The following is a 25881-nucleotide window of genomic DNA, read 5'->3' as shown; positions in this document are numbered from 1 at the left end:
CCTGACCAGCGCGCCCGAACCGCCCAGACCCGACCCCAATCGCACCCCGCACCCCGCACCCCGCACCCCGCACCCCGCACCAGGAGCAGCGATGACCACCCCCGCGTCCGACACCACCACCGAGGTAGAGCTCGCCATCGGCGGCATGACCTGTGCCTCGTGCGCGGCGCGCATCGAGAAGAAGCTGAGCCGCTTGGAGGGCGTGACCGCCACCGTCAACTACGCCACCGAGAAGGCGAAGGTCAGCCACGGCGGCGGTGTGTCGGTGCAGGACCTGATCGCCACGGTGGAGGCGACCGGATACACCGCGCGAGAGCCCGTGCCGCCGGCGCCGGAGGAGGCCGAGAGCGGTGCGGGGCATGACGAACTGCGGCCGCTCCGGGAGCGGTTGATCACCGCTGTGGCGCTCGCCGTACCGGTTGTCGCCATGGCCATGATCCCGGCCTTGCAGTTCGAGTACTGGCAGTGGCTGTCGCTCACGCTGGCGGCGCCCGTCGTGACGTATGCCGCGTGGCCCTTCCACAAGGCGGCGCTGACCAATCTGCGGCACGGCGCCGCCACCATGGACACGCTGATCTCGGTCGGCACCTCGGCCGCGTTCCTGTGGTCCCTGTGGGCGCTGTTCCTCGGCACCGCGGGCGAGCCGGGGATGACGCACCCCTTCGAGCTGACCATCTCCCGCGGTGACGGCTCGGGGAACATCTACCTGGAGGCGGCCGCCGGTGTCACCGCCTTCATCCTGGCCGGGCGCTACTTCGAGGCCCGCAGCAAGCGCAAGGCCGGCGCGGCGCTGAAGGCGCTGCTGGAGCTCGGTGCCAAGGACGTCACCGTACTGGGCGCCGGCGGCAGCGGCAGCGGCAGCGGCAGCGGCAGCGAACGGACCGTACCCCTATCGGAGTTGAAGGTCGGCGACCGCTTCCTCGTCCGGCCCGGCGAGAAGATCGCCACCGACGGGACCGTGGTCGAGGGGTCCTCGGCGGTGGACGCCTCGATGCTCACCGGCGAGTCCGTGCCGGTCGAGGTCGGGCGGGGCGACCCCGTCACCGGCGCGACGCTCAACGCGGGCGGCCGGCTCGTCGTGGAGGCGACTCGGGTGGGCGCCGACACCCAACTCGCCCGGATGGCGCGGCTGGTGGAGGACGCCCAGAACGGCAAGGCCGCCGCGCAGCGGCTCGCGGACCGGATCTCCGCCGTGTTCGTGCCGATCGTGATCGCCCTGGCGCTCGGCACCCTGGGCTTCTGGCTCGGCAACGGCGCCGGAGCGGCCGCCGCGTTCACCGCCGGTGTCGCCGTGCTGATCATCGCCTGCCCGTGCGCGCTGGGCCTGGCCACGCCGACCGCGCTGATGGTGGGCACCGGACGCGGCGCGCAGCTCGGAATCCTGATCAAGGGCCCGGAGGTGCTGGAGTCCACGCGCAAGGTCGACACCATCGTGCTGGACAAGACGGGCACCGTGACCACGGGACGGATGACTCTCCTGGCCGTGCACACCTCCGACGGCACCGACGAGGCCGACGTCCTGTGCCTCGCGGGCGCGTTGGAGCACGCCTCCGAGCACCCGATCGCCCGAGCCGTGGCCGACGGGGCGCTGGAGAGGCTGGGTGCGCTGCCCACGCCGGAGGACTTCGCGAACGTGCCCGGCCTCGGGGTGCAGGGCGTCGTCGAAGGGCACGCGGTGCTGGTCGGTCGGGAGCGGCTGCTCGGCGAGTGGGCGATGGAACTGCCCGAGGATCTGCGGCAGGCCAGGTCCGCCGCCGAGGCGGCCGGTCGTACCGCCGTCGCGGTCGCCTGGGACGGCGAGGCGCGGGCCGTCCTGGAGGTCGCCGACGCGGTGAAGGCGACCAGTGCGGAGGCGATCCTGCGGCTGCGCGCCCTGGGCCTCACGCCGATCCTGCTGACCGGTGACAACCGGGCCGTCGCCCATGCCGTCGCCAGCGAGGTCGGCATCGCGCCCGAGCACGTGATCGCGGAGGTGCTGCCGCAGGACAAGGCCGATGTCGTCAAGCGCCTTCAGGGCGAGGGCCGTTCGGTCGCGATGGTGGGCGACGGTGTGAACGACGCGGCGGCGCTGGCCCAGTCCGATCTGGGTCTGGCGATGGGCACCGGCACGGACGCGGCGATCGAGGCCGGCGATCTCACCCTGGTACGCGGCGATCTGCGCGCCGCGGCCGACGCGATCAGGCTCGCCCGCAGGACGCTCGGCACCATCCGCTCGAACCTGTTCTGGGCGTTCGCCTACAACGTCGCCGCGCTGCCGCTCGCGGCGGCCGGACTGCTCAACCCGATGATCGCCGGAGCGGCCATGGCCTTCTCGTCGGTGTTCGTGGTCGGCAACTCCCTGCGGCTGCGCTCGTTCCGGGCCGCGCCCTGAGCGAGTGGACGAAGGGGCCCCTGAGCGAGTGGACGAAGGGGGCGCCGCACCCGCGGCGCCCCTCCCGTTGTGTGCCGGGCTGTCAGCCGAAGGCCTTCACAGCCTGGTAGTACGTCCAGGCCGTGCTGTTGCAGGCGGTCTTGGTCGCACCGCTGTAGTTGGCGCACACACGCTTGAGGTCCTCGTAGAAGGCGCTGTCCAGACGCGACTTGTTGGCGTCGAATGCGCCGATCGCCTTGTAGTTGCGGTAACCGAAGTCGTGCCGGGCGCAGGACGTGGAGAACGGGAAGCCGAAGGGGTTGTCGGGCGAGGAGGAGCAGTAGTCCGTGGACCAGTCGAAGCCGTACGCGGACCAGGCGGACTGGTTGGCGCGGGCGGCGACCCAGGCGTTGTAGCTGGACGCGCTGGTCTGCGTCCAGCTGGAGAGGACCTGGGGCTTGTCGGCGGGAGCGGCGTCGGCGGCCGTGGCGGTGGCGAAGACGGCCGCGAGGGACAGAGCTGAGGCGGATAGACCGGTGGCGAGTCTGCGGTGCATTCCACACCTCCATGAGGCTGCGACCCGCCCATCGGGTCGCAGGTTCATGACAAGATGATTGACACCTGAACGGCACTTTCACACCGCGCGCCGCCTAATGGCCCGTTAACTCATGGACGTGCAAGGAGATCAGGGGATGAACTCGCCGTCATCCCCCTTGCGCAGGTCCACCGCGGTGACCGCGAGGGCCAGCGGCCCCGGAGCGAGGAACGCGAGCGGCAGCAGCATCCAGGCGCACAGCACGGCGGTGGCCACCGCGAGCAGCACCAGGGCGCTGCCTCCCACGTCCCGCACGGAGTCCCGGGCGGCCTCGCGCACGGCGGCCCGCCAGTCGGTGAGCGACTCTGGGCGGGCGCAGGCCCTGAGGCCGCCCACCATGGCGTACGCCCCGATCGCGGCCGCAGTGACCGCGAACAGCTCGGCCCCGGGCAACCCGGCGCCCGCCAGGGCCAGATCGGCGGCGAGCAGCAGCATGCCCGCCACGGCGAGCGCGCCCGCCGCCAGGTCGCCGGTCCGCAGCCGTCGCCGTAGCAGCGCGAAGTACCGCCCTGCGGTGGCCGGTCGGCCCTCCCGTGCGCCCCGAAGCACCGCGCACGCCGTCGACAGCGCGGCCGGCGCGGTCAGCACGGGCAGACACGCCACGGCCGTGGCCAGGCCGACGCTGAGCACATCGGCGAACAGCGTCATCCGGGGGCCGAACACCTCGCCCGCCTCGTGTCCCGGCATCCCGCTCACCCCTTGAGTCCGGAGCTGGCCATGCCCTCCACCAGGAAGCGCTGGAAGGCGAGGAAGAACAGCACGATCGGCAGCAGCGCGATCACGGACAGCGCGAACATCGGGCCGAACGCCGAGGTGCTGGAGGCGTCCACGAACGAGCGCAGGGCGAGCGTGAGCGTGAACTTGTCCGGGTCGAAGAGGTAGATGAGCTGGGTGAAGAAGTCGTTCCACGTCCAGATGAAGGTGAAGATCGCCGTGGTGATCAGCGCCGGCCGGGTGAGCGGCAGCACGATCTGGAAGAAGCTGCGGAACGGTCCGCAGCCGTCGATCCGGGCCGCCTCCTCCAGCTCGCGCGGCAGACCGCGCATGAACTGCACGATGAGGAAGACGAAGAACGCCTCCGTCGCGAGGAACTTCGGCAGGATCAGCGGCCAGTAGGTGTTCACCAGGCCGAGCTGGTTGAAGATGATGTACTGCGGGATCAGCACCGCGTGGTGCGGCAGCATGATCGTCGCGATCATGAACGCGAACAGCGGTCCGCGGAAGCGGAATCGCAGCCGCGCGAAGGCGTATGCGGCGAGGGAACAGCTGATCACGTTGCCGAGGACCGCGCCGCCCGCGATCAGCAGCGAGTTGGTCAGCAGCCGCCAGATCGAGACGTCGTTGACGCCGTCCAGGGCCGTGGAGTAGTTCGACCACTCAAGGTGCCGCGGCAGCAGGTCGAGGCTCGCGATGACCTCGTCGGCCGGCTTGAGCGAGGTGGCCAGCAGCCAGGCCAGGGGGTAGAGCATCACGAGCAGCGCGGCCAGACAGCCGAGGTGCAGGGCGATCCTGCCCCAACGAACCGGCCTACGGGTCTCGGTGGTGGATACGGCGGTCATCGGTCCCCCTCGGAGGCGTAGAAGACCCAGGAGCGAGAGGTGCGGAACAGCACCGCCGTGACGGCGCCGATCACGATCAGCAACACCCAGGCCATGGCGGAGGCGTAGCCCATGTGGGAGGCGACGAAGCCGCGGTCGTACAGGTAGAGGGTGTAGACGAGGGTCGAGTCGGCGGGGCCGCCCTTGCCCGCGCTCAGCGCGAAGGCGGGGGTGAAGACCTGGAAGGCCTGGATGGTCTGGAGCACGAGGTTGAAGAACAGCACCGGGGACAGCATGGGCACGGTGACGGACCGGAACTGCCGCCACTTCCCTGCCCCGTCGACCGCCGCAGCCTCGTACAACTCCCCCGGGATCTGCTGGAGGCCGGCGAGGAAGATGACCATCGGTGCCCCGAACTGCCACACCGTCAGCAGCGCCACGGCGAGCAGCGACCAGCCGGGGCGGTTGACCCAGCCGCCGGTGCCGAGGAGGTTGTCCACCGTGCCGCCGTCGTTGAAGATCGCCCGCCAGACGAGGGCGATGGACATCGACGCGCCGAGCAACGAGGGGGCGTAGAAGGCCGAACGGTAGAAGCTCTTGCCGCGTTTCATGGACTTCAGGGCGAGCGCCACGCCCAGGGCGAGGGCCAGTTGCAGGGGTACGGCGATGACGACGTACGTCAGGGTGGTCATCACCGAGCGCCAGTAGCGCGGGTCCTCGGTGAACATCTGCACGTAGTTGCGCAGGCCCACCCAGCGCGGCGGGTTGAACAGGTCGTAGTCGGTGAAGGACAGGTACAGCGACACGGCCATCGGCAGCAGGGTGAGGACGATCGCGCCGAGCACCCATGGGGAGAGGAACACCCAGGCGGGGCCCTGGCGTTCGCGCCTCGGGCGGCGTTTTGAGGTCGCGGCGGCCGCGGGCTTCGCCCGGGTGGGGATCGTGGTGGTGGTCATGACCGCAGCTCCGCCTTCGCCTCGGTGACGTAGTTCTCGGCCGCCGCACGGGGCGACATGCGCTCGTACGACACCTGGTCGTAGTCGCGCTGGAAGGTGGTCTGGAGGGCGTTGTCACCCGAGGGCGGGGCCTGCGGCGGGTCCTCCAAGGTGCCCTCCAGGGAGGCCTGGTAGGCGGCGATCGTCTTGTCGAAGTCCTCGAGCTGCGGCTCGATCTCCGCACGGACGGAGTCGTTGACGGGGATGCCGCGGGTGGCGCCGAGGACCTTCGCCGCCCCGGGGTCGTTGATGAGGAAGTCGACGAGCTGGGCGGCCTCCTCGGGGTGACCGGTGTTGGCCCCGACTCCGAGGAACATCGACGGCTTGAAGTACTGGCCGGGCGTGCCGTCCTCTCCGGAGGGCATCGGCGCGAGCGCGACACCGCTGGGTATGAGGGCGAGGAACCCGCTGGCCGGTGCGTCCCAATTGGAGTCGCTCACGGCCTCGCCGCGCCCCAGCGGGGTGTTCTCGACGGAGCCGTCCAGCTGGGTGGTCTGCTCGGCCGGCGAGACGACGCCCTCGCGCCGCAACTCGTCGGTGAAGGTCCACCAGCGGGTCAGATCGCCGGCGGTGAAGCCGAGCCCGCCGTCCTCGGTGTAGAGGGACTTGCCCTGGCCGCGCAGCCAGACCTCGAAGCAGTCCTCGCTCTGGCCGGGGTCGGTGGCGCCGGGCTTGCCGGTCTTCTTCGCCAGGGCGCGCAGGGTGTCGGCCCATTCGCTCCAGGTCCAGCTCTTTCCCGGGAGCGGCACGCCGGACGCCTTCCACGCCTCGACGTCGTAGGCGACCGTCTCGGTGCCCCGGCCCTGGGGGATCGCGTACTGCGTGCCGTCCAGCCGGCCGGTGGCGAGCAGCCCTCTGTCGATCTCGTCGGTGCGCAGTACGGTCTTCTGCTCGCCGAGGTCGAGCAGGACCCCACCGGAGGCGTACTGGTCGATCTGCCGGTAGTCGAGCTGCATCACATCGGGGGTGTCGCCGCCCGAGGCCTGGACGGCGAGCTTCTGCTTGTAGGCGTCGTAGGCCGAGAACGACGTCTGCACCTGGATGTCCGGGTGCTCTTTCTCGAACAGGGCGAGGGCCTGCTCGGTGCGCTCCGCGCGGTCGGGGTTGCCCCACCACGTGTAGCGCAGCACGACCTTGCCGCCGCCGACCGACTCCCCGGATCCTCCGCAGCCGGCCAGCATCGCGCAGAGCGCGAGTGCGGCGGCCGAAGCGCAGAACCCCTTTGTCCTGTGTCCGGGCATGCCGAGGTCACCTCTCCTCTCCTCGGTGTTCTGTGTTGGCCCCCCTGTGAACGCCCCCCGGCGAAAAGGCGGTTACTCGCCGCCGTACGGCAGCGTCGTCCCCGGCAGGTTGTACTCGTCCCGGCGACCGCACATCCCGAACCCGCCGAGCCGGGTGGCCCCGGCCTCGTACGCGGTCGCCTCGTCGAGATACGCGGGTTCGCCCGCCTCCAGCGCGTCGAGCTGGGCGCCGGTGCGTTCGGCGGCGGCGAGCGCACCGGCCCGCCACAGCTCCCGCCAGTTCGGCACCTTGGCGCGTACGAGCCGGGCGGCGGCGCGCTGGAACTCCAGGTACGGGCCCTTGTCCCCGGCGACGAGCGACTCGCGCAGGGCTAGGTAGCCCTCGACCGCGAGGTCCCTGCGGCGCCGCGCGGCGGCCTCCGTCTCCGGGCCGGTGCCGGACGGCAGCGTGGCCGCCGCCGCGTACCGCTCCGGGTCGGCGAGCACCTCGGGCGGGAACGTGAAGACGGCGTCACCGGCTTCGGGCAGGCCGCTGTTCTGCATCAGCACGGTGATGCGCAGACCGCCGCCCTGGACCATACGGTGCACGGTGCCCGGCGTGAACCAGGCGACGGAGCCCGGCTCCAGCGGGATGTCCCGGTATCCGTCGGGGCTCAGCGTCTGTACGGCGCCCCGGCCGCCGGTGACGACGTACGCCTCGGTGCACACCAGGTGCAGATGCGGGCTGCCGCCGCACACCCCGTCGGCGGCCTCCCAGTCGTAGGCGCTGAGGTGGGACAGGCCGACGGCGCCCGGCAGCGGGTGCGGAAGGGCCGGCTTCACCACGGAATTCCCTCCAGGTGGGACGCGACCTGTTCCCGGTCCCAGGCCCCGTCGGCGAACACGACCCGGTAGCGGTAGGCGAAGGCCTCGCCCGGCGGCAGCTCGAACTCCTCGAAGAAGGCCCAGGAGAACGCCACCGTCGGGATCGGCTCGGCGCGCACGAACCAGTGGGACTCGTGGCGGGCGTTCAGGTTCTCGGGCGCGTGCGCGAAGACCAGGGTGGAGTGTCCGTCGATGGCGTCGTGCTCGGTGGTGTAGGCGAGCCACGGTCCCTGACTGCCCATCAGTTTCTCGGCGTCCGCGTCGGATTCCGGCGCGAAGGCGGTTCCGCCGGTGAAGTCGCGCGGGCCGCGCCACTGGAGTCCGGTGTACCCGGCCATCTCCCGGCCCTCGGTCGTCGGGGACCCGAACCGCAGCGGCTCGGCACGGAGGTTGGTCAGCCGGATCGACCAGTCCAGGGCCCAGGCGCCGGCGGCCTCGTCCACCGAGTGCACGGCCAGTCCGCGCGTTTCACGCGCCCATTCCTCGCCGCCGTTCTCGACCCAGGTCAGCTCCTCGGTGAAGGCGAGCCGGTCGTCGTCGACCGTGAACTCGGTGAAGCCGTCGTGCCGCATGGAGCCGACCCGGTCGGGCAGGGCGAGGTAACCCTGGCCGTGCACATAGCAGTTGCCGCCCCAGAAGTTCTGCCCGGACAGATGGCTCGCCGTCATCTGTAGACCCTTGTGCCAGCGGTGGTCACTGGGCCGGTAGCCGGTCACGGTGTGCCCGGCGAGGGTGCGCACCGGATGGGCGTAGGGCTTGCGGGACTCGAAGGCGTCCGGGTCGGGGCGGTACACGTAGCGAAGGATCTCGGTGCCGTTCGCCGCCGTCACCGCGATGTGGTCGCCGTGCGCGTGGGTGACGCGGATGCTCATGCGCGCTCCTTGGGGGCCCAGTGGGGGTGGTCTCCGTGCATGGCCCGGTAGTAGGGGTCGCCGGGCCCGATCTCACCCGCGTGCACCGGGTGCCCGGTGAAGGCGGACTTGTACAGGGCGGCTGCGAAGTCGAGGGTGGCGCGTGCGTCGGGGCCGCTGCCGGGCGGCCGGACACCGTTGTCGTAGGCGTCGAGGAGGGCGCCGAGCTGCGCCGTGTGCGAGCTGGGCACGTCGGTGGCGGGGGTGCGCCAGGCGGTCGCGCGCTCGGAGGGGACGTGGGGGGCGGGGGTGTAGACCCAGTCGTCGTTGCGGTGGCCGTACAGGTGGGTCAGTTCGACCGTGGCGTCCGCGCAGTCGACGCGGATACGGCTCACCTCGTGCGGCGACAGCACGCTGTTGACGACGGTGGCGAGGGCGCCGTTGTCGAACCGGACGAGCGCCGTGGAGACGTCCTCGCTCTCGGTGTCGTGGACCAGGCGCGCGGCCATGGCGCGGATCTCCGTCCACGAGCCGAGCAGGTTGAGCAGCAGGTCGAACTGGTGGATGCCGTGCCCCATGGTCGGCCCGCCGCCCTCGCTGGCCCACTTCCCACGCCACGGCACCGCGTAGTACGCGGCGTCGCGGTGCCAGGTCGTCTGGCAGTGCGCGACCAGCGGGGCGCCCAGCTCACCGCTCGCGATCAGCTCACGGGCGTGCACGGCGCCGGAGCCGTACCGGTGCTGGAAGACCACCGACGCGTACGCCCCCGACGCCTCCTCGGCGGCCGCGATGTCGTCGTACTCGGCGAGGGACAGACACAGCGGCTTCTCGCACAGCACCCAGGCGCCCGCCTTGAGCGCGGCGACGGTCTGCTCCCGGTGCAGGGACGGCGGCGTGCCGATGAGGACCAGATCGGGGCGTACGGCGTCCAGCATGTCGCCCGTCGAGGTGTACCCGGCGACCTCCTCACCGGCGAGCTGCCGGAAGGCGTCCAGCCGAGCCCGGTCCACATCGACGGCGGCGACCAGCTCCACCCGGTCGGCATGGGATCTCAGGGCGGGGAGATGACTGCCGCTGACGATGGCACCGGTGCCGATCACGGCGACGCGGCGACGGGCGGGGCTTGGGGGCATCTGTTCTCCTCGGACGGCCGGCGGACAGCCCGCTTTTCAGAAAGCGCTTGCACTTCGAGGGCGACCCTAGGCGGGTACGGAATGTAAGGACAACCCCTGTGCGGTGAGATCCACAAAGCCCGACCCGTTCGGCTCGCCCCACCTCCCGCACGGTCCCCTCCCCGGCGCCCCCTCAAACGGGCGAAGATCGAAAGTGCTTTCCGAACCGTCCCGGCGCCTTGGCCGCGCCTCAACTCTGGCTCGATCAGAGGGCGTTGACAGCTCCCGGGATCCACGTCACGGTGATGACTCGTCGTGCTCGGGAGGTCACCGATGGCAGCAGCCGGCACCGATGCCGAGTTGGTAGCGCGCGTACGGGCCCTGCGACCACTCATACGCGAGCACGCGCCGCGCACCGAACAGCGGCGGCGGGTGTCGCCCGAGGTGGCCGCGGCGCTGACCGACGCCGGGATCCACCGGATGAACGTCCCCCGGCGCTACGGCGGCTACCAGAGCGGGCTGCGCACACAGGTCGACGCGGTGGCCGAGATCGCCGCGGCGTGCGGCTCGACCGCGTTCAAGACGGTGATCCAGGCCGGGTGCTCCTACATCGCGGCGCTCCTCCCCGACGAGGCGCAGGACGAGATCTTCACCGGCCCCGACGTCAAGGTCGGCGGCACCCTGGTGCCCGACGCGACGGCGGTCCGGGCCGACGGCGGCTACCTCGTCAACGGCACTTCGGGCTTCGCCACGGGCTGCCACGACGCCGACTGGCATCTGCTGACCGTGCGGGTGGAGTCGGAGTCCGGGGACGGCCCGCCCGAGCTGCTGTGGACGGCCGTGCCGATGGCCGAGCTGGAGATCCTCGACGACTGGTACGTCTCCGGCCTCGCGGGCACCGGCAGCGACAGCGTCGTCGCACGGGACGTGTTCGTGCCCGCGCACCGCGCGCTCCCCGTCGGCCCGTTGCTGGCGGGCGAGTTCCCGTCGAAGTCGAGCGCGGACGACCCGTTCTACCGGATGCCCGTGCTGCTGATGTTCTGTGCGTGGACGGCGCCCAACGCCCTCGGCCTCGCCCGGTCCGCCCTGGCCGAGTTCACCGAGCGCAGCCACCGGCGGGGCATCACCTACACCTTCCACGCACGGCAGAGCGAGGCGGCGGTCACCCATCTGCAACTGGCCGAGGCCGCGATGAAGCTCTCCTGCGCCGAACTGCTGACCGCCGACTTCCTCTCCGCCATCGCGTCACGGGCCGAGTCCGGTGAGCCGTATCCGCCCGAGGAACGGGCCAGGATCCGCGCGCAGAACGGCCATGTGGCCCGGCTCTGCAAGGAGGCCGTCGACCTGCTCGGCTCCGCCTCCGGGGCGTCGTCCCTCCAGCTGGACGTGCCGATCCAGCGGGCGGTGCGCGACCTCAACGCCCTGTGTCTGCATTCGTTCGTGAACCCGGCCACCAACCTGGAGATCTACGGCCGGGTCCTGTCCGGCGTCGACCCGGGCACGCCGTTCCTGTAGGTCACCGCGTCACCCCTTGTCCAGGAAGCGCCGCAGCCGGGTCAGCGGCCAGGTGTTGATCACGTCGTCCTTGGTGAGCCAGCCGCGTTGTGCCGTGCCCACGCCGTAGCGCAGGTTGGCCAGGTGGATCACGGCGTGGGCGTCGCTGTCCACGGCGAACTTCACGCCGTGCCGCCTGGCCCGCAGGATGTCCTCGTCGCGCAGGTCCAGCCGGTCCGGGTGGGAGTTGATCTCCAGGGCGGTGCCGGTGCGGGCGCAGGCGGCGAAGACCGCGTCGAGGTCGACGTCGATGCCGGGGCGCTTGCCGATGAGGCGGGTGGTGGGGTGGCCGATGATGTGGACGTGCGGGTTCTCGCAGGCCCGGACGAAGCGCCGGGTCAGCGCCTCGCGCCCCTGGTTGAAGTGCGAGTGCACCGAGGCCACGCACAGGTCGAAGCCGGCGAGGAACTCCGCCGGCCAGTCCACCTCGCCGTCGGGGCCGATGTTCAGCTCCGCGCCGTGCAGCACCCGCATACCGCCGCGCTTCCCGCGCTTGCCGTACTCCCGGTCGAGCTCACGGACCCGTTCGCGCTGGGCCAGGATCCGTTCGTCGGTCATGCGCTGCATGGCCATGTCCGGGCCGTGGTCAGTGACCGCGTAGTAGGCATGGCCGCGCTCCGCCGCGGCGGCGACCATCTCCTCCAGCGGGGCGAGTCCGTCGGTGAGGTCGGTGTGGGTGTGCAGATCACCCCGGATGTCGCTCTCCTGGACGAGATCGGGCAGCTCGCCCCGCAGCCCGGCCTCGATCTCACCCCGGTCCTCCCGCAGGGTGGGCGGGATCCAGGGCAGGCCGAGACGGGCGTACACCTCCTCCTCGGTCTCGGAGACGATCTTCTTGCCGCTCTCCGTGTCGAACAGGCCGTACTCGGAGAGCTTGAGCTTCTGGTGGACGGCCATCTCGCGGGTGCGGATGTTGTGCGCCTTGGACCCGGTGAAGTACTGCATCGCCGCGCCCCAGGAATCCGGGGGCACCACCCGCAGGTCGACCTGGAGGCCCTTGCCGGTACGGACCGACGTCTTCTTCTCGCCGCGCGCGATGACCTCCGAGACGTCCGGCAGTTCGGTGAAGGCCCGCATGACCGGCTCCGCCTTGCTCGCCGCGACCAGGATGTCGATGTCGCCGATCGTCTCGCGCCCGCGGCGCAGCGATCCGGCGTAGGCGCAGCGCTTGACGCCGGCCACCTGGGACATCTCGGCGACGATGTCCTCGGCGAGGCTCATCGCGACGTCGATGAGGACCCGGTCGCCGGAGGACTGGAGCAGGCCGATGCCGTGCAGGATGTTCTCCTCGGTCTTCGGCCCGAAGCCCTTCAGGTCGCGCAGCCGCTCCTCCTGGATGGCGTCGGCGAGTTCCTCGGTCGTGGAGATGCCGAGCTCCTCGTAGAGGACCATCGCCTTCTTCGGCCCGAGCGTGGGAATGGCCGTGAGCTGCCGGACCCCGGCGGGGATCTTCGCGCGCAGTTCCTCCACGGCGGAGATGCTGCCGTCGGCGAAGTACTCGACGACCTTCTCGGCGATCGACTTGCCGACGTTCGGGATCTCCTTCAGACCCTTGACGTCGAGCGTGGACACATCGGCATGGTGGCCGCCGATCGCCCGGGCGGCCTTCTCATAGGTGCGCGTCCTGAACGCGTCTCCTCCGGTGATCGAGATCAGATCCGCGTACTCCTGGAGCAACGCGGCGACCTCGTCGTTCGACCGAGCCACGCCTCCAGAGTGGCACGGCAGGGCCTGCCGGACGACCCTGAGGGCTCCGCCCGGGCGAGAACCGACCGGTGCTGCCCTGCGCCTGATCCGTGGCTCACGGACGAGGAACGCAACTCGGTGGCGTCCACGGCGGGGGTCGGGAAGGCTTGCGCGCATGGTTTCTGTGGTGCAGAACGTGGCGATCGACTGTGCGGATGCTTACGAGCTGGCGCGCTTCTGGAGCAGGGTGACCGGGCGGCCCCAGGATCCCGAGGACAGACCGGGAGACCGGGAGACTCAGGTGCTGCTCGCGGAGGGCCCGGTGCTGTACTTCAACCAGGTGCCCGAGCCCAAGAAGATCAAGAACCGCATCCATCTGTGTCTGCGCCCCGAGACCTCGCGCGAGCAGGAGGTGGAACGGCTGCTCGGACTCGGCGCCACCTTCGTCACCGACCGCCGCGAACCCGACGGCTCCGGCTGGGCGGTCCTCGCCGACCCCGAGGGCAACGAATTCTGCGTGCTGCGCAGCGAGTCGGATCGCGCCGCGACGAATTCCTGAAGCCCTGAGGGCCGGCGGACGGCGGCAGGCAGGTCGGCCATCGTCCGCCGGTTCGATACCCGTCCTAGGGCCCCAGAGGCGCCGGCGGACTCGTCGTCGGGTCGGGTTCCGGTATCTGCGTGCGCAGGGGTGGGTGTGCCGGGGTCGCCCGTTCCTTGGTCAGGGCGCTCGCGATGCGACGTGCCGTCAGGGGGTCGGCCGGCAGGGTGTGGGAGGCGAACCAGCGGGCCGCGGCGGGGGCGGGCGACGGCTCCACGAACTCGGCGCCCGCGTAGTCGTCGAGCGGCGGGTCGTAGATGTAACCCGCGACCACGCCATGGCTGACGAGCCGCTCCACCAGGGCGTCGCGGTCGTGGACCAGGAGGGGGACGCGGAAGAGGGCGGGCGGGCCCTCGTGTGCGGTGCTCTCGCGCAGGGCCGGGGTGGCCCAGGTGGTGCCCGACAGCAGGGAGACGCCGGCCCGGCGCCGGGCGAGGTCGCCGTCGAGGAGCGCCATCCGCAGCTCCAGTTGCCCGCGTACCAGCGCCCCGTGGCGGGAGCGGAAGCCGTGCAGGTCGACCCGGACCCAGGGCTCGTACGCGGCCAGGCTGGGCGCGTGACGGGCGCTGCCGGCGAGGCGCGGGGCGTGCAGGGCCATGCGGAAGTCGTCGCGTTCGAGGAGGCCGAGGCGCTGCATCGTGCGCCATACGGGGCGTACCAGGTGGAGGGTGCGTACGGCGGACCGGGCCAGCGGGCGCAGCGTGGTGGAGAGGTCGGCGCGCAGCCGGCGCGGGGTGAGCAGGTCGTCGCGCAGCAGCTCCAGCTCGCGCCGGGTGCGCGCGTCGTCGACGGCGAGGAAGCCGCCGGCCATCGCGGCGACGTGCTTGGACAGGCTGAACGCCGCGGCCGTCCCGAAGGTGCCGACCGGCTGCCCGTCGACGTGCGTGCCGATGGCGTGGGCCACGTCCTCGATCAGCGGGATCCCCAACTGCTCGCAGCGACGGCGCAGTTCGGTCACCCGGTCCGGCAGGCCGTACAGGTTGGTGGTGAGGACGGCGTCCACGTTGCGCCAGGTGGACTCCGGCACGGCGGCGGGGTCGATGTTGCCGTCCCATTGGGACACCGGAGCTTGCACGGGGCGCAGTCCGGCGGCGAGGACGACGAAGAGGATCACGTCGTCGTTCACCGGGGACATCAGCACCCGGGCGCCCGGCCGGCACCAGCGGCGCAGCGCCAGATAGAGGGCCAGTCGGGCCGAGGGCGTGTAGACGCATTCGCGTCCGATGCGCCGTGTCATCATCGCGGCGAGCCGCGATCCGTACGGCATGGTCACCTCTTCCGTGGAAGGGTCCGGCGAAGGGTTGCCCGAGGCGGGCGGTGCGCGCTCGCGGACGTCGTTCGGGACCGCGGCGCCGCGGACTGCGGGACCGCGACGGGGTAGGGATGCGACGCCGGCGCGGGCGTACGACGAGAGCGGGTGCCCGCTCAGCGGGCGCGGGCTCCCACGTCCGGGGCCTGGGCCGGGTTCGAGGTGCGCAGATTGCCGACGGTCTTCAGCAGCCGGTCGGCGGGCTCACGCAGCCGGGGGTGGGCCAGGACCGTGTTGCGCAGGCCACGCACGGGTCTGCGCCACATCCGGTGGGCCGCCGCCACCGGGTGCGGACGCACCGCGAACCCCTCGGCCACCCGTAGCTCACGGGTCTTGAGCCAGTCCTTGTACTCCTTCTCGCCGCGCCCGAAGTCCATGAGTGTCACACCGTCCCGGCCCGCGGCGTCCGCGAGCCGCAGATGCATCATCAGACCGGGCGAGTAGTAGCCGAACTCCGGGTCGTAGGCGGTGAACCAGGCCGCGAACACCGTGCGCGACCGAGGCCCGAAGTGCGCGGCGACCGGCCGGTCACCGGCGTACACGACGGACAGGATTCCGGTGAAGTGCTCTTCGCGGACCTGGAAGAGGTGCTCGACGAGGTCGACGATCCAGGGTCTGGAGAAGCGGTCCATCCGGCCGGTTCTGCGGTACTGGGCGGACTTCCACCGCATCAGGGTGCGCAGCATGCGGGGGTCGCGCTCGTCGTACACGAACCGCAACTCGCCCGCGTCGCGGCCCAGGCGGCGCTCCTTCTTCAGCGTCGTCTTGGCCAGCCCCGGGTACGTGGCGCGCAGCCACTCCGGGTAACTGCCCTCGCCGGGCTTCAGATCCAGCACGGGCGAGGCGAACGTGCCCGTGACGTACGGTCCGAACGGCTGCTGTTCCTCGACGAGGTGATCGAACTCGAAGACGGACAGCCCGCAGGCCCTGAGCAGTTCGCGGGTGTCCCAGCTGACTCCCGGGCGGTGCACCAGGGCCTGGCAGTCGGACAGGCCCAGGCCGATGGCCCGGCCGACGCCGTACGCGTTGCGTTCGTACGGGAAGAAGCCGACCGGCTGTCCGCCCTGGTGCAGGACCGCGACCTGCGCCCCTTTGCGGTACCGGCCGACCCCGAGCGTGAACTCCGGTGCCAGGAAAGGGTTGGCGTAGTCAGGCGACTCGTCCATGGCCCGGTGCCAGGCCCGGCGCAGCGACTCGCTCAGTTCCTCGGGTCTGTGAATCGTGATGGCGCTCGTGGACCGCATGGCGATCGTTCCCCCCAAAATTCCCCCCAAGAGGCGCCTTTCGGCGCCTCGCCACCGTGTCCCCCATTGTCGAACTTTGTGGCGAGGCTCAAACGTCGCGAAACAGTACGCACACTGTCAAGGCGCCGGAAGGATCCTTTAGCTGCGCTTGGTCCGGGGAGGTGCGCCGGCGAAGTCGCCGGGCGGGATCAGCGGATGGCGACCACGACATGGCTGTCGCCGTACTGCCAGACGACGCCGACATGCCCGAACCCCGCCCGGCGCAGCAGTCGTTCGTGCGCGGGGACGGTGAGTCGGGCCGCGCTGTCGGTCCCGGTGGCGGACCGCCCGTGCCGGCGTCGGCGCTCGGCCAGCAGGTCGGTCAGCTCGGGGTCCCGTGCCACGGCAGTCCACCAGGAGTCCCAGTCCTCGTCCGCGAAGGCGTGTCCGCGTTCGGCGTGGCGGCGGCCGACGCACCCGGCGAGGTCGGCGAGCGCGGCGTCCTCGGGCGGGAAGTGGTCGCCGTTGACGAGGAGGCCGCCGGGCCGCAGCAGCCCGGCGAGTTGCCGGTAGGTGCGGTACAGCGTGTCCGGGGCCAGGTAGTGCAGTGCCGTCGTCGACACGGCCGCGTCCAGGGGTCGGCCGAGACTCAGGGCGTCGGTCCAGCCGTCCTCACCGATCACCGCGTCCACATAGCGTGCCGCGTCGGCGTGGTGGGTGCGGGCCAGCTCCAGCAGCACCGGGTCCATGTCCACGCCCACGATGTCGGCGCCCGGCAGCCGCCGGGCCAGCCGGGCCGCCAGGGAGCCGGGGCCGCAGCCGAGGTCGACGACGAGCGGCCTGCCCGGTCGGCCCGTCACGGCCTGCTCGACCACATCCGCGATCACCGTGAAACGCTCCTCGCGGTCCACGGCGTACCGCTGTTGCTGGCGCTCCCAGCGCTCCACCCACCGCTCCGCCGTCGCCAGGCTCAGCCCCATCCGGTCGTGCCACCTCGCCGTCCCGCACCTGTCTCACACCGCCGTCATCGACCCTACAGGTGGAAACGGTTCCCATTAGCTCTGATGGCGGTACGTCACCCGAGCGTGGTGAGCACCGCCAGGAGCCGGTCCACCTCCTCGACGGTGTTGTGGACGTGCAGGCTCACCCGCACCGACCCGGCGCTCTCCCCCGCACTGCCCTGGCAGTGCTGGTCGGAGCGGACCATGAAGCCGTGGCTGAAGAGGATGAAGCCGAGGTCCCCGGATTCGACGGCGTGGTGGCGGAAGGTGACGATGCCCTGGCGTCGCTGGACGTCCGAGTCGGCTGCCAGGCTGGTCTGGCAGCCGAGGATCTCGTAGGCGTCGAGGTGGCGCAGGCCCTCGGTGAGCCGGGCGGCGAGGGCCACCGTCCACCGTTCGATCCGGTCGGTGCCGGCCGCCTCCAGCCAGTCCAGGGCGGTGGTGAGGGAGGCGATGCCCACGGTGTTGGGGGTGCCCGCCCAACCACCCGGCGCGAACGTGGGTCCGCGTGCCTGGCGCGCCCAGACGGCTCCCGTGCCGGGCAGTGCCATGGCCTTGTGGCCGGAGAAGACGACGAAGTCGACGTCCAGGTCGGCCACCGAGACCGGGAGATGGCCGACGCTCTGGGCGGCGTCCAGGCAGATGACCGCGTCCGGGCCGACGGCGCGGCGGATGCGGTGGAGGTTCATGTCGCCGCCGTAGACGTGGTGGACGTGGCAGGCGGCGACGAACCGGGTGCGCGGCCCGGCGAGTTCGGTGAGCGCGCTGTGGTCGTAGTCGCCGGAGGCTTGTTGGTACGGCATGGGCCGGACGCGGATGTGGACGCCCTGCCGGGCCAGTTGGTCCTGGGTCTCCAGCCAGGGCGCGATGTTGGCCTCGTGGTCCGCGACGGGGACGACGATCTCGTCCCCGTCGGTGAGGAACCGGGGCAGCCAGTCCCGGGCGACGGTGCGCAGTCCCTCGGTGGTCCCACTGGTGAAGTGCACGGCCGAGCCTTCCGGCGCGGGGTCGCCCAGGAACCGCTTCACCCGGTCGCGGGCCTGCTCGACCAGGGCCGTGGTCCGGTTGGCCCAGGGGTAGGTGCCGCGTCCGGCGTTGGCGTTGGTCGTGGTGAGGTAGGCGTGCGCGGCGTCGAGGACGGCCTGCGGTTTCTGGGCGGTGGCCGCGCTGTCCAGGTAGGCCAGGTCCGGGTGCGCGGTGATGATCGGGAACTGGGCGCGCAAGCGGCGCTGCCACTCCCCCAACTCCTCGATCACGTTCTGGCCTTGGGTGTCGGTCCTGGGTACGGTCATGGGCTCAGTCCCGTACCAGGGGTGCGCCGGCGTCCCGCCAGGCGATGATGCCCCCGGTCAGGCTGCGTACGTCCGGATGCCCCATCCGGGTCAGCAGGGCGGCGTAGCGGGCGGACTTCTCACCGACGGGGCAGGCCAGCAGGACCGGGCGGCTGTGGCTGAACGGCAGTCCGTCGCGCAGGAGTTCCTCGAAGAGCTCGTCGACGATGTTGACCGAGCCGTCGATGTGCAGGGCCGCGTAGGCGTGGGGGCCGCGCAGGTCGACGACGAGTGGCTGCCCGGTGGCGATCCAGGCCTGGGCCTCGCTCACGCCGACGGCGGGTGCCGTGCGTATCTCGACGTCCGTCAGGTCGGCCGGGGAGTTGCCGCGGGGCGGGCGGCCGAAGAGGTCGGGGCGGCGCTGACGGACGTAGCCGAGATAGCTCTCGACTCGGTCGCAGACGATGAACACGGCTGACTGTCGCTCCGTCAGTTCCTCGTCGCGGGAGCGCAGTTGGCGGAGCGCGCCGAAGTACGCCGCTCCTCCGGTGGGTCCGGCCAGGATGCCGCATCGGCGGTTCAGGGTCAGCATCCCCTCGATCGCCTGGTCGGCGCTCACCGAGTCGATGACGTCGTAGGTGCCGGGATCGAACAGGCCCACCTCGTGCGCCTCGTCGATGGTGCGGATGCCGGGGACGAAGTCGGACTTGGCGGCGACCAGGCCGACGACCCTTACGGCCGGGTCGTGTTCGCGCAGGGCGCGGGCGACGCCGGTGGACGAGCCGGCGGTGCCCACACAGGCGATGAACCAGTCCGGGGCCCGGCCGTCCAGGTCCTTGACGATCTCGGGGCCGGTGCCGGTGAAGTGGGCCTCGGTGTTGCGCGGGTTGAAGTACTGGTCGGTGTGCAGAAAGGCGCTGCCCGGCTCGGAGAGCGTGCGGTGGAAGAGAGTGAGCGGGTCGTCGGTGGCCGACGGGTCCAGGCACTCGCTCTGGCCGGGCAGTTCCTCGATCTCCGCGCCGAGCAGCAGAAGCAGATCCTTGATCTCCGGGATCCGCATCCGGTTGGTGACGCTCTTGAAGGTCAGCCCGTGCATGCCCGCGAGGACGGCCAGGGCCTTGGCGGTGTTGCCGCTCGACAGCTCGACGACCTGGCCGGCCCCCTCACCCGACGCGGAGGCCGCGGCCTCGAGATACGGTCCGGCCATGTTCCAGGCGGCCCGGTCCTTCACCGAACCGAAGGGGTTGAGCAGCTCCAGCTTGGCGTACAGGTCGATGTGCCTCAGGCCGTGCACGGACGGGTCGATGCGCACCAGCGGTGTGTTGCCGATGGCCTCGGTGATGCTGTCGTACCTCACTGCGCTCCCCCCACGGGTGTGGTCGGCCAGTACTGGTCGTCCAGGCACCAGCGCCATCGCTCGCCTTCCTGCCAGGCGGCGACCTTGCGCGCGGCGGGCTGGTGCTGGGCACGGGTGGCGTGGAAGTCCATGCAGTAGCCGGCCGTGTTGGCGAAGGCCAACAGATCGCCGGGTGCGGGGCGGTGGGGCAGGAAGACCGTGCGCCGGGTGATCAGGTCGGACTCCAGGCACAGGCTGCCGAAGAGATGCGCGGCGACCGGTCCGGCGCCGTCGGTGGTCTCCTGCTCGCGTGGCACGGCGACGGGATCCATCAGCACCCCGTGGTCCTCGAGCGCCACGTCGTCGGCCTTCGCCGCCAGCCTGATGTGAAGGGGACCGCCGTCCTCCGGCTCACGCACCTCCAGCACCTTCGTCAGGGTCACTCCGCACTGGTCGAGCAGCGCCCGACCGGGTTCGGTGTGCAGGTCGTAGAGGTGCTCCAGGAGAAGCGCGGCCAGGGGGCGGCCGCCGAGGGACGCGGCCGGGTGCGCGAGCAGTTCGTCGAGGTAGCGGGCGCCGGCGACCGGCCGGTGGGCGGGGTACAGACCGAGGGTGCCGCGCAGGGTGCCGGCCTCGTTGCGCAGTCCGTAGCCGTGGCCGCCGTAGGTCAGGGGCGGGCGCATGCCCAGGACGGCTTCGGTGAGTCCGGTGGTGTACCGCTCCCATTGGCCGCCGTCGGCGAGGTAGTCGACACCGAAGCCGCCGCCGACGTCCAGGGCCCGGGGCCTGAGCCCGCGGCTCCGGCACTCCTCCAGTACCCGCAGACAGCCCTCCAGCGCGATGGCCTTCTCGGTCAGGCTCGTCGTGTCCAAGTGGTACGCCACGCCGATCAGGTCGAGCACGTCGGCGTGCCGTTCGACGGCGTCCAGCAGCGGGGCCGACTCGCCCACGGCGGTGCCGAAGCGGCTCCGCCGGGTCAGCACGCGCACGCCGGACGCCTCGAACCCCGACAGCCGGAGCAGGACTCGGGACCGGGGCAGGTCGTGTTTGCGCACCAGGGTGGCGAGTTGCTCCAGCTCACCCCGCGTGTCGAGGCTGACGGTGACCGATGTGCGCGCCGCCAGCCAGAGGAAGTCCGGGTTCTTCGGCCCGGTCGCCGTGATCCGGTCCGGGGTGAGCCCCGCGCCCAGGGCGTGCTGGAGCTCCCCGAGCGAGGCCACGTCCACACCCGCGTCGGTGGCGGCGAGCCTGCGCAGCAGGGCGCTGGAACGGTTCGCCTTGTGGGCGAGGAAGACCTGCCCGGCGAGATGGTGGGTGTCGTAGACGGACCGGAACTGCCGCAGATTGTCGGCGAGTTGGTCGGGGACGACCACGTGCAGCGGTGAGCCGAGCGCGTCCGTGAGGGTGTGCAGCAGGTCCGGGGAGTGCAGCAAGGAGCGCAGCCGTGACTCCAGCCGCGGTGCGAGATACAAGGGCTGCCCGCCCATGCCCGGCCCTCCCCCGCCCTTCGGGCCCGACGCTCCGGGCGCTGTCGACCACTCCCCGCGGTTGCCGTATAGCTCCTTTCCCGGCTCCCCGCGGTTTACGCCCCGTACCTGCACTGCTGGGCGGTACGTCAACAGGTGGGCCGAAAATCACCGGTGCCCGCCGTCCGGACGACCGCTCGGCCCGGGCACCCTCATTGCGTGGTGGGAGCACACCGGTCCGTGGTAGGCACTGAAGATGACGCGATCCACGGATGGGGGCGCTGTGTTCGGCAGGTGGGTGACGGTGGTGGCCCTGACGGGGCTGCTGGGACTGGTCGGCTGCACTTCCGACGGGGGCGCGGCGGGGGCGGAGGCGTCGGAGGTGACGACCGGCACCTCGACCGTCGCGTCCCCCTCGGCAACCCCGTCCTCGGCGGCCCCGCCGTCATCCCCCTCGTCGGCGCCTTCGGCGTCCGGCACGCCGACCCCGGTCCCCGTCACCGGACCGGATCAGCGACTGGTCACGATGGTGGTCACGGGCGGCTTCGCCGGGGTGAACAAGGAGGTGGCCCTGCGGGGCGACGGCACCGTGCACACCAGCGACAAGGGGGAACGCGCCGTCCACCGCACCAGTGCGGCGGAGTTCACCGAACTGCGCACCCTGCTCGGCGATCCGGCGCTGGACGAGGTCTCCGACCTCACGCGGAACATGGAGGCCGCGGACCTGTTCCAGTACACGCTGCGCTTCGACGGCCGTACGGTCATGACCGACCGCTCCGTCGAGGAGCCGGCCCTCGACCGGCTCATCGACGCCCTGAGCGCCTGGCTTCCGGGACGCTGACCCGGCCGCCCGCGCTCAGCCCTCCTGCATGACGACATCGACCATCCAGGTGATGCCGAAGCGGTCGGTGCACATCCCGAAGACGTCGCCCCACATCTGCTTCTCGAACGGCACGCTCACCTGGCCGCCGGCGGACAGCTTCTCCCAGTAGCCGCGCAGCTCGGCGTCGTCGTCGCCGCTCAGGCTCACCGAGATGTTGTTGCCGGGGTTGTGGTCGTCCGACGGGGTGTCGGCGGCCATCAGCGTGAAGCCGTTCGGGGCCTCCAGCATGCCGTGCATGATCTTGTCGGCCATGGGGGAGTCCTGCTGCCCGAACTCGGCGTAGGTGTTGACCTTCAGGGTGCCGCCGAAGACCTCCTTGTAGAACTCAAGTGCCTGGCGGGCATCGCCGGCGAAGCTGATGTAGGGGTTGAGACGCGAGGCCATGATTCCTCCAGAGACGGGGCCGGAAGCCGACAGCAAGGAAGGTAGCGCGGGCCACTGACAATGGCCCGCGCACACGGCCACATGGCGCACAGCACCGCTACAGGGTGCGCTCCAGACGGTCCGCCACCAGCTTCACGAACCTCGCCGGGTCCTTGGGCTGGCCGCCCTCGGCGAGCACCGCCAGCGTGTGCAGCAGTTCGGCGGACTCGACGAGCCCCGAGCGGTCCTCGCGCTCCTTGAACGCCTGGTTCAGGCCCTTCACCAGCAGATGATCGGGGTTGAGCTCCAGGATGCGCTTGGTGCGCGGCACCTCCTGGCCCATCGCCCGGTACATGTTCTCCAGGGCCGGCGTCAGATCGTGCGCGTCCGAGACGACACAGGCCGGGGAGACGGTGAGCCGCGTCGACAGGCGCACCTCCTTGATGTCCTCGTCCAGCCGCTCCCCCATCCAGCCGAGCAGCCCGGCGTACTCCTCGGCCTGCTTGGCCCGCTCCCCGTCGGCGTTGTCGTCGCCCTCGGCGTCGAGGTCGATCTCGCCCTTGGCGACGGACCGCAGCTTCTTGCCCTCGTACTCGCCGACGGTGTCGACCCACACCTCGTCGACGGCGTCGGTGAGCAGCAGGACCTCGATGCCCTTGTCGCGGAACGCCTCCATGTGCGGGGAGTTCTCGATGCTCTGCCGGTTCTCGCCGGTGATGTAGTAGATGTCGTCCTGGCCGTCCTTCATCCGCTCCACGTACCGCGCGAGCGTGGTCGGCTCGTCGTCGGAGTGGGTGGTCGCGAAGGAGGCGACGGCGAGGATGGCCTCGCTGTTCTCGGAGTCGGTGACCAGGCCCTCCTTGACGGCGGTGCCGAACTCCCGCCAGAACGTGGCATAGCGCTCGGCGTCCCTGGCCATCATGTCCTTGACCGTGGACAGCACCTTCTTGGTCAGCCGGCGCTGCATCATCCGGATGTGCCGGTCCTGCTGGAGGATCTCGCGCGAGACGTTGAGCGAGAGGTCGGCCGCGTCGACGACGCCCTTGACGAAGCGCAGGTACGGCGGCAGCAGCGCCTCGCAGTCGTCCATGATGAAGACGCGCTTCACATAGAGCTGGACGCCGCGCCTGAACTCGCGGGTGAACAGGTCGTGCGGGGCGTGCGAGGGGATGAACAGCAGGGACTGGTACTCGAAGGTGCCCTCGGCCTGGAGCCGGATCGTCTCCAGCGGCTCGCGCCAGTCGTGGCTGATGTGCTTGTACAGCTCGTGGTACTCGTCGTCGGACACCTCGTCACGCGACCGCGCCCACAGGGCCTTCATCGAGTTCAGCGTCTCGGGCTCGGGCGCGCTGTCGCCGCCCTCGTCCGAGGAGGCCGCCTCCGGGACCATCCGGATCGGCCAGGTGATGAAGTCCGAGTACCGCTTGACGATCTCCCTGATCTTCCAGGGCGAGGTGTAGTCGTGGAGCTGGTTCTCGGGGTCGGCGGGCTTGAGGTGGAGCGTGACCGAGGTGCCCTGCGGCGCGTCCTCGACCGTCTCCAGCGTGTACGTGGCCTCGCCGCGCGAGGTCCAGCGGGTGCCCTGGGTCTCACCGGCCCGCCTGGTCACCAGCGTCATCTCGTCCGCCGCCATGAAGCCGGAGTAGAAGCCGACGCCGAACTGTCCGATGAGCCCCTCGGCCCCGGCCTCGTCCTGGGCCTCGCGCAGCTCCTTCAGGAAGGTCGCCGTACCGGAGTTGGCGATGGTGCCGATGAGCTTGCCGACCTCCTCGTACGACATCCCGATGCCGTTGTCCCGGACCGTGAGGGTACGGGCCTCCTTGTCGATGTCGATCTCGATGTGCAGGTCGGACACATCGGCGTCGAGCGAGTCGTCCCGCAGCTTCTCCAGACGCAGCTTGTCGAGCGCGTCGGAGGCGTTGGAGACGAGCTCGCGCAGGAAGACATCCTTGTTCGAGTAGACCGAGTGGATCATCAGCTGGAGCAACTGACGGGCCTCTACCTGAAACTCAAACGTCTCGGTCGGCATGGTTAGCGACTACCTCACAGGTTCATCACCGGAATGGTCGCAGTCACTCTAAGACACGAGGTCAGCGCGGAGGGCACCGATCCGGATCCGCGGCACCCTGAGACATCACAGGCTGTCCCGCTCCCCGTTCGATGCCATGGTCGAAGGGCATCGAGGCTCCCGACGCGATCGAACGGAGGGGCCGATGCCCACAGCACGCCCTCTCACCTCGCGGCGCAGGGCGGCGGCCGTCACGGGGGCGGCCGCCGCCCTGCTCACCGGGGCCGGGCTGCTCTCCGCGCCGGCGGCCGAGGCCGCGCCGCGCCCGTACCCCGGCGCCGGACCGGGCGACCCGGCGCGCTGCGCCCAGGTCATCGGCATCGACCCGGGCTCGGCCCTGGTGATGCGCACCGAACCCCGCTACGGCGCCTCGGAGGTGGCCCGCCACGGCAACGGGCAGTGGCTGGAGCTCTCCTGCTGGACGACGGGCGACCCGGACGCCCACGGGCACGGCTACGGGGTACTGGATGCTCGTGTCCACGCCCAGGTCCTGGGGTTACGTCAACGACTGGTACCTGGACACCGGCGGCCCGAACACCTGGCAGTCCCAGCTCCCACAGTGCCGCTGACGACGACGAACAGGCGAACCCGACCGCACGGATCCGGCCCTGCGGCTGCGCCCGCTCACGCTCACCGGTGCCGTGCTCACCGTCGCCGCGTCGGCCGTGCTGACCGGAGCGGGTCCCGACTTCGGGGCGCTGTACCGCGGGGCAGTGCATACCGCCAGATGGGGACCGGCGTCGATGCCGGTGACGTAGGCGCACTGGGCGGGTCGACAACGGCATCGGCCACGGGTACGTCAACGACCGGTACCTGGACACCGGCGGCCCGAACACCTGGAAGTCCCAGCTCCCGCAATGCTGAGGCGGCGTCGGCGGCTCAGTCCAGGTGGGCGAAGACCACCAGGTTGGCGGTGTAGTCCCTGACCTGGCGGTCGTAGTCGCCCGCGCAGGTGATGAGCCGGACCTGGGCGCGGGGGGTGTCGGCGTACACGCGCTCGCTGGGGAAGGTGTCCTTGTCGAAGGTCTCCACGCTGTCGACCACGAAGGACGCCTTGCGCCCGTCGGCACGCGCGACCTGGAACCGGTCCCCCTTCTGGAGCTCGCTGAGGTTCGCGAACACCGCGGGGGACGTGGCCGTGTCCACATGCCCGGCGATGATCGACGTACCGGGCTCACCGGGGGACGCGCCCTTGGCGTACCAGCCGACGAGGTTGGTGTCGCCGGCCGGTGGCGGCTGCAATCGGCCCGCGCCGCCGATGGCGAGATCGACGAAGGGCGCGTCGACCGAGATCTTGGGGATGTGCAGACGGAGCGGCCGGGACCGGGACAGATGCTTGCCCACGGGCCGTCCGTCCGGCGAGGTGGACGTGTCCGACCCGTGCGGGTCGGCCCCGGATGAGGCGTGCGGCTCGACCACCGGCGGCAGGTACGGCGCGCGGCCCGCTTCGGAGGACCGGTCCTCGCCGCCCAGGGTGACCGCCAGCACCACGACGGTCACCGCGCTCCAGAACAGCGCCACGGCCACGCGCCTTATCCGCCGCGAGGTGTGGGAACGGGTGTCGGAGGGGGCCGGGT

22 protein-coding genes are annotated in these 25881 nt (G+C 71.0%); 4 read left to right on the top strand and 18 right to left on the bottom strand.

Annotation, left to right across the window (positions count from 1 at the left end; all coding sequences use genetic code 11):
• Positions 1 to 91: 91 nt before the first annotated feature.
• Positions 92 to 2371: a heavy metal translocating P-type ATPase gene (locus ACIQWG_RS02430; protein WP_404089356.1), complete on the top strand. Its 2280-nt coding sequence runs from the start codon at positions 92 to 94 to the stop codon at positions 2369 to 2371.
• An 82-nt stretch (positions 2372 to 2453) separates the two neighbouring features.
• Here the strand turns inward: ACIQWG_RS02430 and ACIQWG_RS02425 are convergent, their stop codons facing one another.
• From ACIQWG_RS02425 to ACIQWG_RS02390, 8 genes are all read right to left on the bottom strand, one after another.
• On the bottom strand, positions 2454 to 2906 hold the full coding sequence (locus tag ACIQWG_RS02425; RefSeq protein WP_404089354.1) for a phospholipase: 453 nt from the start codon (positions 2904 to 2906) through the stop codon (positions 2454 to 2456).
• A 129-nt stretch (positions 2907 to 3035) separates the two neighbouring features.
• Positions 3036 to 3632, bottom strand: coding sequence for a hypothetical protein (locus ACIQWG_RS02420; protein ID WP_404089352.1), 597 nt, complete (start codon positions 3630 to 3632; stop codon positions 3036 to 3038).
• Between the two features lie 5 nt (positions 3633 to 3637).
• Positions 3638 to 4504 (bottom strand): carbohydrate ABC transporter permease, encoded by an 867-nt coding sequence (locus tag ACIQWG_RS02415; protein WP_404089350.1) that lies wholly within the window; start codon positions 4502 to 4504, stop codon positions 3638 to 3640.
• Positions 4501 to 5439, bottom strand: a complete 939-nt coding sequence (locus ACIQWG_RS02410; RefSeq protein ID WP_404089348.1) for a carbohydrate ABC transporter permease — start codon at positions 5437 to 5439, stop codon at positions 4501 to 4503. The genes ACIQWG_RS02415 and ACIQWG_RS02410 overlap by 4 nt, the downstream gene beginning before the upstream one ends.
• Positions 5436 to 6719, bottom strand: coding sequence for an ABC transporter substrate-binding protein (locus tag ACIQWG_RS02405; protein ID WP_404089346.1), 1284 nt, complete (start codon positions 6717 to 6719; stop codon positions 5436 to 5438). The genes ACIQWG_RS02410 and ACIQWG_RS02405 overlap by 4 nt, the downstream gene beginning before the upstream one ends.
• A 72-nt stretch (positions 6720 to 6791) precedes the next feature.
• Positions 6792 to 7544 (bottom strand): cupin, encoded by a 753-nt coding sequence (locus ACIQWG_RS02400; RefSeq protein WP_404089344.1) that lies wholly within the window; start codon positions 7542 to 7544, stop codon positions 6792 to 6794.
• Positions 7538 to 8455 carry a PmoA family protein gene (locus tag ACIQWG_RS02395; RefSeq protein ID WP_404089342.1) on the bottom strand — a complete coding sequence of 306 codons (918 nt, stop codon included), beginning with the start codon at positions 8453 to 8455 and terminating at the stop codon, positions 7538 to 7540. The genes ACIQWG_RS02400 and ACIQWG_RS02395 overlap by 7 nt, the downstream gene beginning before the upstream one ends.
• Positions 8452 to 9567 carry a Gfo/Idh/MocA family protein gene (locus ACIQWG_RS02390; protein WP_404089340.1) on the bottom strand — a complete coding sequence of 372 codons (1116 nt, stop codon included), beginning with the start codon at positions 9565 to 9567 and terminating at the stop codon, positions 8452 to 8454. Before ACIQWG_RS02390 ends, ACIQWG_RS02395 begins: the two co-directional genes overlap by 4 nt.
• Before the next feature lie 312 nt (positions 9568 to 9879).
• Between ACIQWG_RS02390 and ACIQWG_RS02385 the strand changes: the two genes are divergently transcribed.
• The gene (locus ACIQWG_RS02385; protein WP_404089338.1) at positions 9880 to 11061 is read left to right on the top strand and encodes a flavin-dependent monooxygenase; all 1182 of its coding nucleotides are present in this window, start codon (positions 9880 to 9882) and stop codon (positions 11059 to 11061) included.
• A gap of 9 nt (positions 11062 to 11070) precedes the next feature.
• Here ACIQWG_RS02385 and polX read toward each other — a convergent pair whose 3' ends face one another.
• Positions 11071 to 12807, bottom strand: coding sequence for a DNA polymerase/3'-5' exonuclease PolX (gene polX / locus ACIQWG_RS02380; RefSeq protein ID WP_404089336.1), 1737 nt, complete (start codon positions 12805 to 12807; stop codon positions 11071 to 11073).
• A 154-nt stretch (positions 12808 to 12961) separates the two neighbouring features.
• Between polX and ACIQWG_RS02375 the strand changes: the two genes are divergently transcribed.
• On the top strand, positions 12962 to 13345 hold the full coding sequence (locus ACIQWG_RS02375) for a VOC family protein (protein WP_404089334.1): 384 nt from the start codon (positions 12962 to 12964) through the stop codon (positions 13343 to 13345).
• Positions 13346 to 13409: 64 nt separating this feature from the next.
• Here the strand turns inward: ACIQWG_RS02375 and ACIQWG_RS02370 are convergent, their stop codons facing one another.
• The 6 genes from ACIQWG_RS02370 to ACIQWG_RS02345 form a co-directional block, all read right to left on the bottom strand.
• On the bottom strand, positions 13410 to 14651 hold the full coding sequence (locus ACIQWG_RS02370) for a DegT/DnrJ/EryC1/StrS family aminotransferase (protein ID WP_404089332.1): 1242 nt from the start codon (positions 14649 to 14651) through the stop codon (positions 13410 to 13412).
• Between the two features lie 158 nt (positions 14652 to 14809).
• Complete coding sequence (locus ACIQWG_RS02365) at positions 14810 to 15937, bottom strand: GNAT family N-acetyltransferase (RefSeq protein WP_404089331.1); 1128 nt, start codon at positions 15935 to 15937, stop codon at positions 14810 to 14812.
• 188 nt (positions 15938 to 16125) lie between these two features.
• A complete protein-coding gene (locus ACIQWG_RS02360; RefSeq protein ID WP_404089329.1) occupies positions 16126 to 16896 on the bottom strand; it encodes a methyltransferase domain-containing protein in 771 nt (256 codons plus the stop codon).
• 95 nt (positions 16897 to 16991) lie between these two features.
• Positions 16992 to 18209 carry an aminotransferase class V-fold PLP-dependent enzyme gene (locus ACIQWG_RS02355; protein ID WP_404089327.1) on the bottom strand — a complete coding sequence of 406 codons (1218 nt, stop codon included), beginning with the start codon at positions 18207 to 18209 and terminating at the stop codon, positions 16992 to 16994.
• 4 nt (positions 18210 to 18213) lie between these two features.
• Positions 18214 to 19545, bottom strand: coding sequence for a pyridoxal-phosphate dependent enzyme (locus tag ACIQWG_RS02350; RefSeq protein WP_404089325.1), 1332 nt, complete (start codon positions 19543 to 19545; stop codon positions 18214 to 18216).
• Positions 19542 to 21011, bottom strand: coding sequence for a Y4yA family PLP-dependent enzyme (locus ACIQWG_RS02345; RefSeq protein WP_404089324.1), 1470 nt, complete (start codon positions 21009 to 21011; stop codon positions 19542 to 19544). The genes ACIQWG_RS02350 and ACIQWG_RS02345 overlap by 4 nt, the downstream gene beginning before the upstream one ends.
• A 235-nt stretch (positions 21012 to 21246) precedes the next feature.
• Between ACIQWG_RS02345 and ACIQWG_RS02340 the strand changes: the two genes are divergently transcribed.
• Positions 21247 to 21831: a hypothetical protein gene (locus ACIQWG_RS02340; protein WP_404089322.1), complete on the top strand. Its 585-nt coding sequence runs from the start codon at positions 21247 to 21249 to the stop codon at positions 21829 to 21831.
• A gap of 15 nt (positions 21832 to 21846) precedes the next feature.
• Here the strand turns inward: ACIQWG_RS02340 and ACIQWG_RS02335 are convergent, their stop codons facing one another.
• From ACIQWG_RS02335 to ACIQWG_RS02325, 3 genes are all read right to left on the bottom strand, one after another.
• Positions 21847 to 22257 (bottom strand): VOC family protein, encoded by a 411-nt coding sequence (locus ACIQWG_RS02335; protein ID WP_404089320.1) that lies wholly within the window; start codon positions 22255 to 22257, stop codon positions 21847 to 21849.
• Positions 22258 to 22354: 97 nt separating this feature from the next.
• Positions 22355 to 24265 (bottom strand): molecular chaperone HtpG, encoded by a 1911-nt coding sequence (gene htpG / locus ACIQWG_RS02330; RefSeq protein WP_404089319.1) that lies wholly within the window; start codon positions 24263 to 24265, stop codon positions 22355 to 22357.
• A gap of 918 nt (positions 24266 to 25183) precedes the next feature.
• Positions 25184 to 25825: a class F sortase gene (locus ACIQWG_RS02325; RefSeq protein ID WP_404089317.1), complete on the bottom strand. Its 642-nt coding sequence runs from the start codon at positions 25823 to 25825 to the stop codon at positions 25184 to 25186.
• Positions 25826 to 25881: the final 56 nt, after the last annotated feature.

The organism is Streptomyces sp. NPDC098781 (assembly GCF_044759995.1).
GTDB lineage: Bacteria > Actinomycetota > Actinomycetes > Streptomycetales > Streptomycetaceae > Streptomyces.
The sequence above is the reverse complement of the archived record's forward strand: the minus strand, read 5'-3'. Positions and strand labels throughout refer to the sequence as shown.

What these genes read in the sequence shown, in the direction of transcription:
- ACIQWG_RS02430 (WP_404089356.1), top strand. Translation starts at nt 92, where the DNA reads ATGACCACCCCCGCGTCCGACACCACCACCGAGGTAGAGCTCGCCATC.
- ACIQWG_RS02425 (WP_404089354.1), bottom strand. Translation starts at nt 2,906, where the DNA reads ATGCACCGCAGACTCGCCACCGGTCTATCCGCCTCAGCTCTGTCCCTC.
- ACIQWG_RS02420 (WP_404089352.1), bottom strand. Translation starts at nt 3,632, where the DNA reads ATGCCGGGACACGAGGCGGGCGAGGTGTTCGGCCCCCGGATGACGCTG.
- ACIQWG_RS02415 (WP_404089350.1), bottom strand. Translation starts at nt 4,504, where the DNA reads ATGACCGCCGTATCCACCACCGAGACCCGTAGGCCGGTTCGTTGGGGC.
- ACIQWG_RS02410 (WP_404089348.1), bottom strand. Translation starts at nt 5,439, where the DNA reads ATGACCACCACCACGATCCCCACCCGGGCGAAGCCCGCGGCCGCCGCG.
- ACIQWG_RS02405 (WP_404089346.1), bottom strand. Translation starts at nt 6,719, where the DNA reads ATGCCCGGACACAGGACAAAGGGGTTCTGCGCTTCGGCCGCCGCACTC.
- ACIQWG_RS02395 (WP_404089342.1), bottom strand. Translation starts at nt 8,455, where the DNA reads ATGAGCATCCGCGTCACCCACGCGCACGGCGACCACATCGCGGTGACG.
- ACIQWG_RS02390 (WP_404089340.1), bottom strand. Translation starts at nt 9,567, where the DNA reads ATGCCCCCAAGCCCCGCCCGTCGCCGCGTCGCCGTGATCGGCACCGGT.
- ACIQWG_RS02385 (WP_404089338.1), top strand. Translation starts at nt 9,880, where the DNA reads ATGGCAGCAGCCGGCACCGATGCCGAGTTGGTAGCGCGCGTACGGGCC.
- ACIQWG_RS02375 (WP_404089334.1), top strand. Translation starts at nt 12,962, where the DNA reads ATGGTTTCTGTGGTGCAGAACGTGGCGATCGACTGTGCGGATGCTTAC.
- ACIQWG_RS02370 (WP_404089332.1), bottom strand. Translation starts at nt 14,651, where the DNA reads ATGCCGTACGGATCGCGGCTCGCCGCGATGATGACACGGCGCATCGGA.
- ACIQWG_RS02365 (WP_404089331.1), bottom strand. Translation starts at nt 15,937, where the DNA reads ATGCGGTCCACGAGCGCCATCACGATTCACAGACCCGAGGAACTGAGC.
- ACIQWG_RS02360 (WP_404089329.1), bottom strand. Translation starts at nt 16,896, where the DNA reads ATGGGGCTGAGCCTGGCGACGGCGGAGCGGTGGGTGGAGCGCTGGGAG.
- ACIQWG_RS02355 (WP_404089327.1), bottom strand. Translation starts at nt 18,209, where the DNA reads ATGACCGTACCCAGGACCGACACCCAAGGCCAGAACGTGATCGAGGAG.
- ACIQWG_RS02345 (WP_404089324.1), bottom strand. Translation starts at nt 21,011, where the DNA reads ATGGGCGGGCAGCCCTTGTATCTCGCACCGCGGCTGGAGTCACGGCTG.
- ACIQWG_RS02340 (WP_404089322.1), top strand. Translation starts at nt 21,247, where the DNA reads ATGACGCGATCCACGGATGGGGGCGCTGTGTTCGGCAGGTGGGTGACG.
- ACIQWG_RS02335 (WP_404089320.1), bottom strand. Translation starts at nt 22,257, where the DNA reads ATGGCCTCGCGTCTCAACCCCTACATCAGCTTCGCCGGCGATGCCCGC.
- htpG (WP_404089319.1), bottom strand. Translation starts at nt 24,265, where the DNA reads ATGCCGACCGAGACGTTTGAGTTTCAGGTAGAGGCCCGTCAGTTGCTC.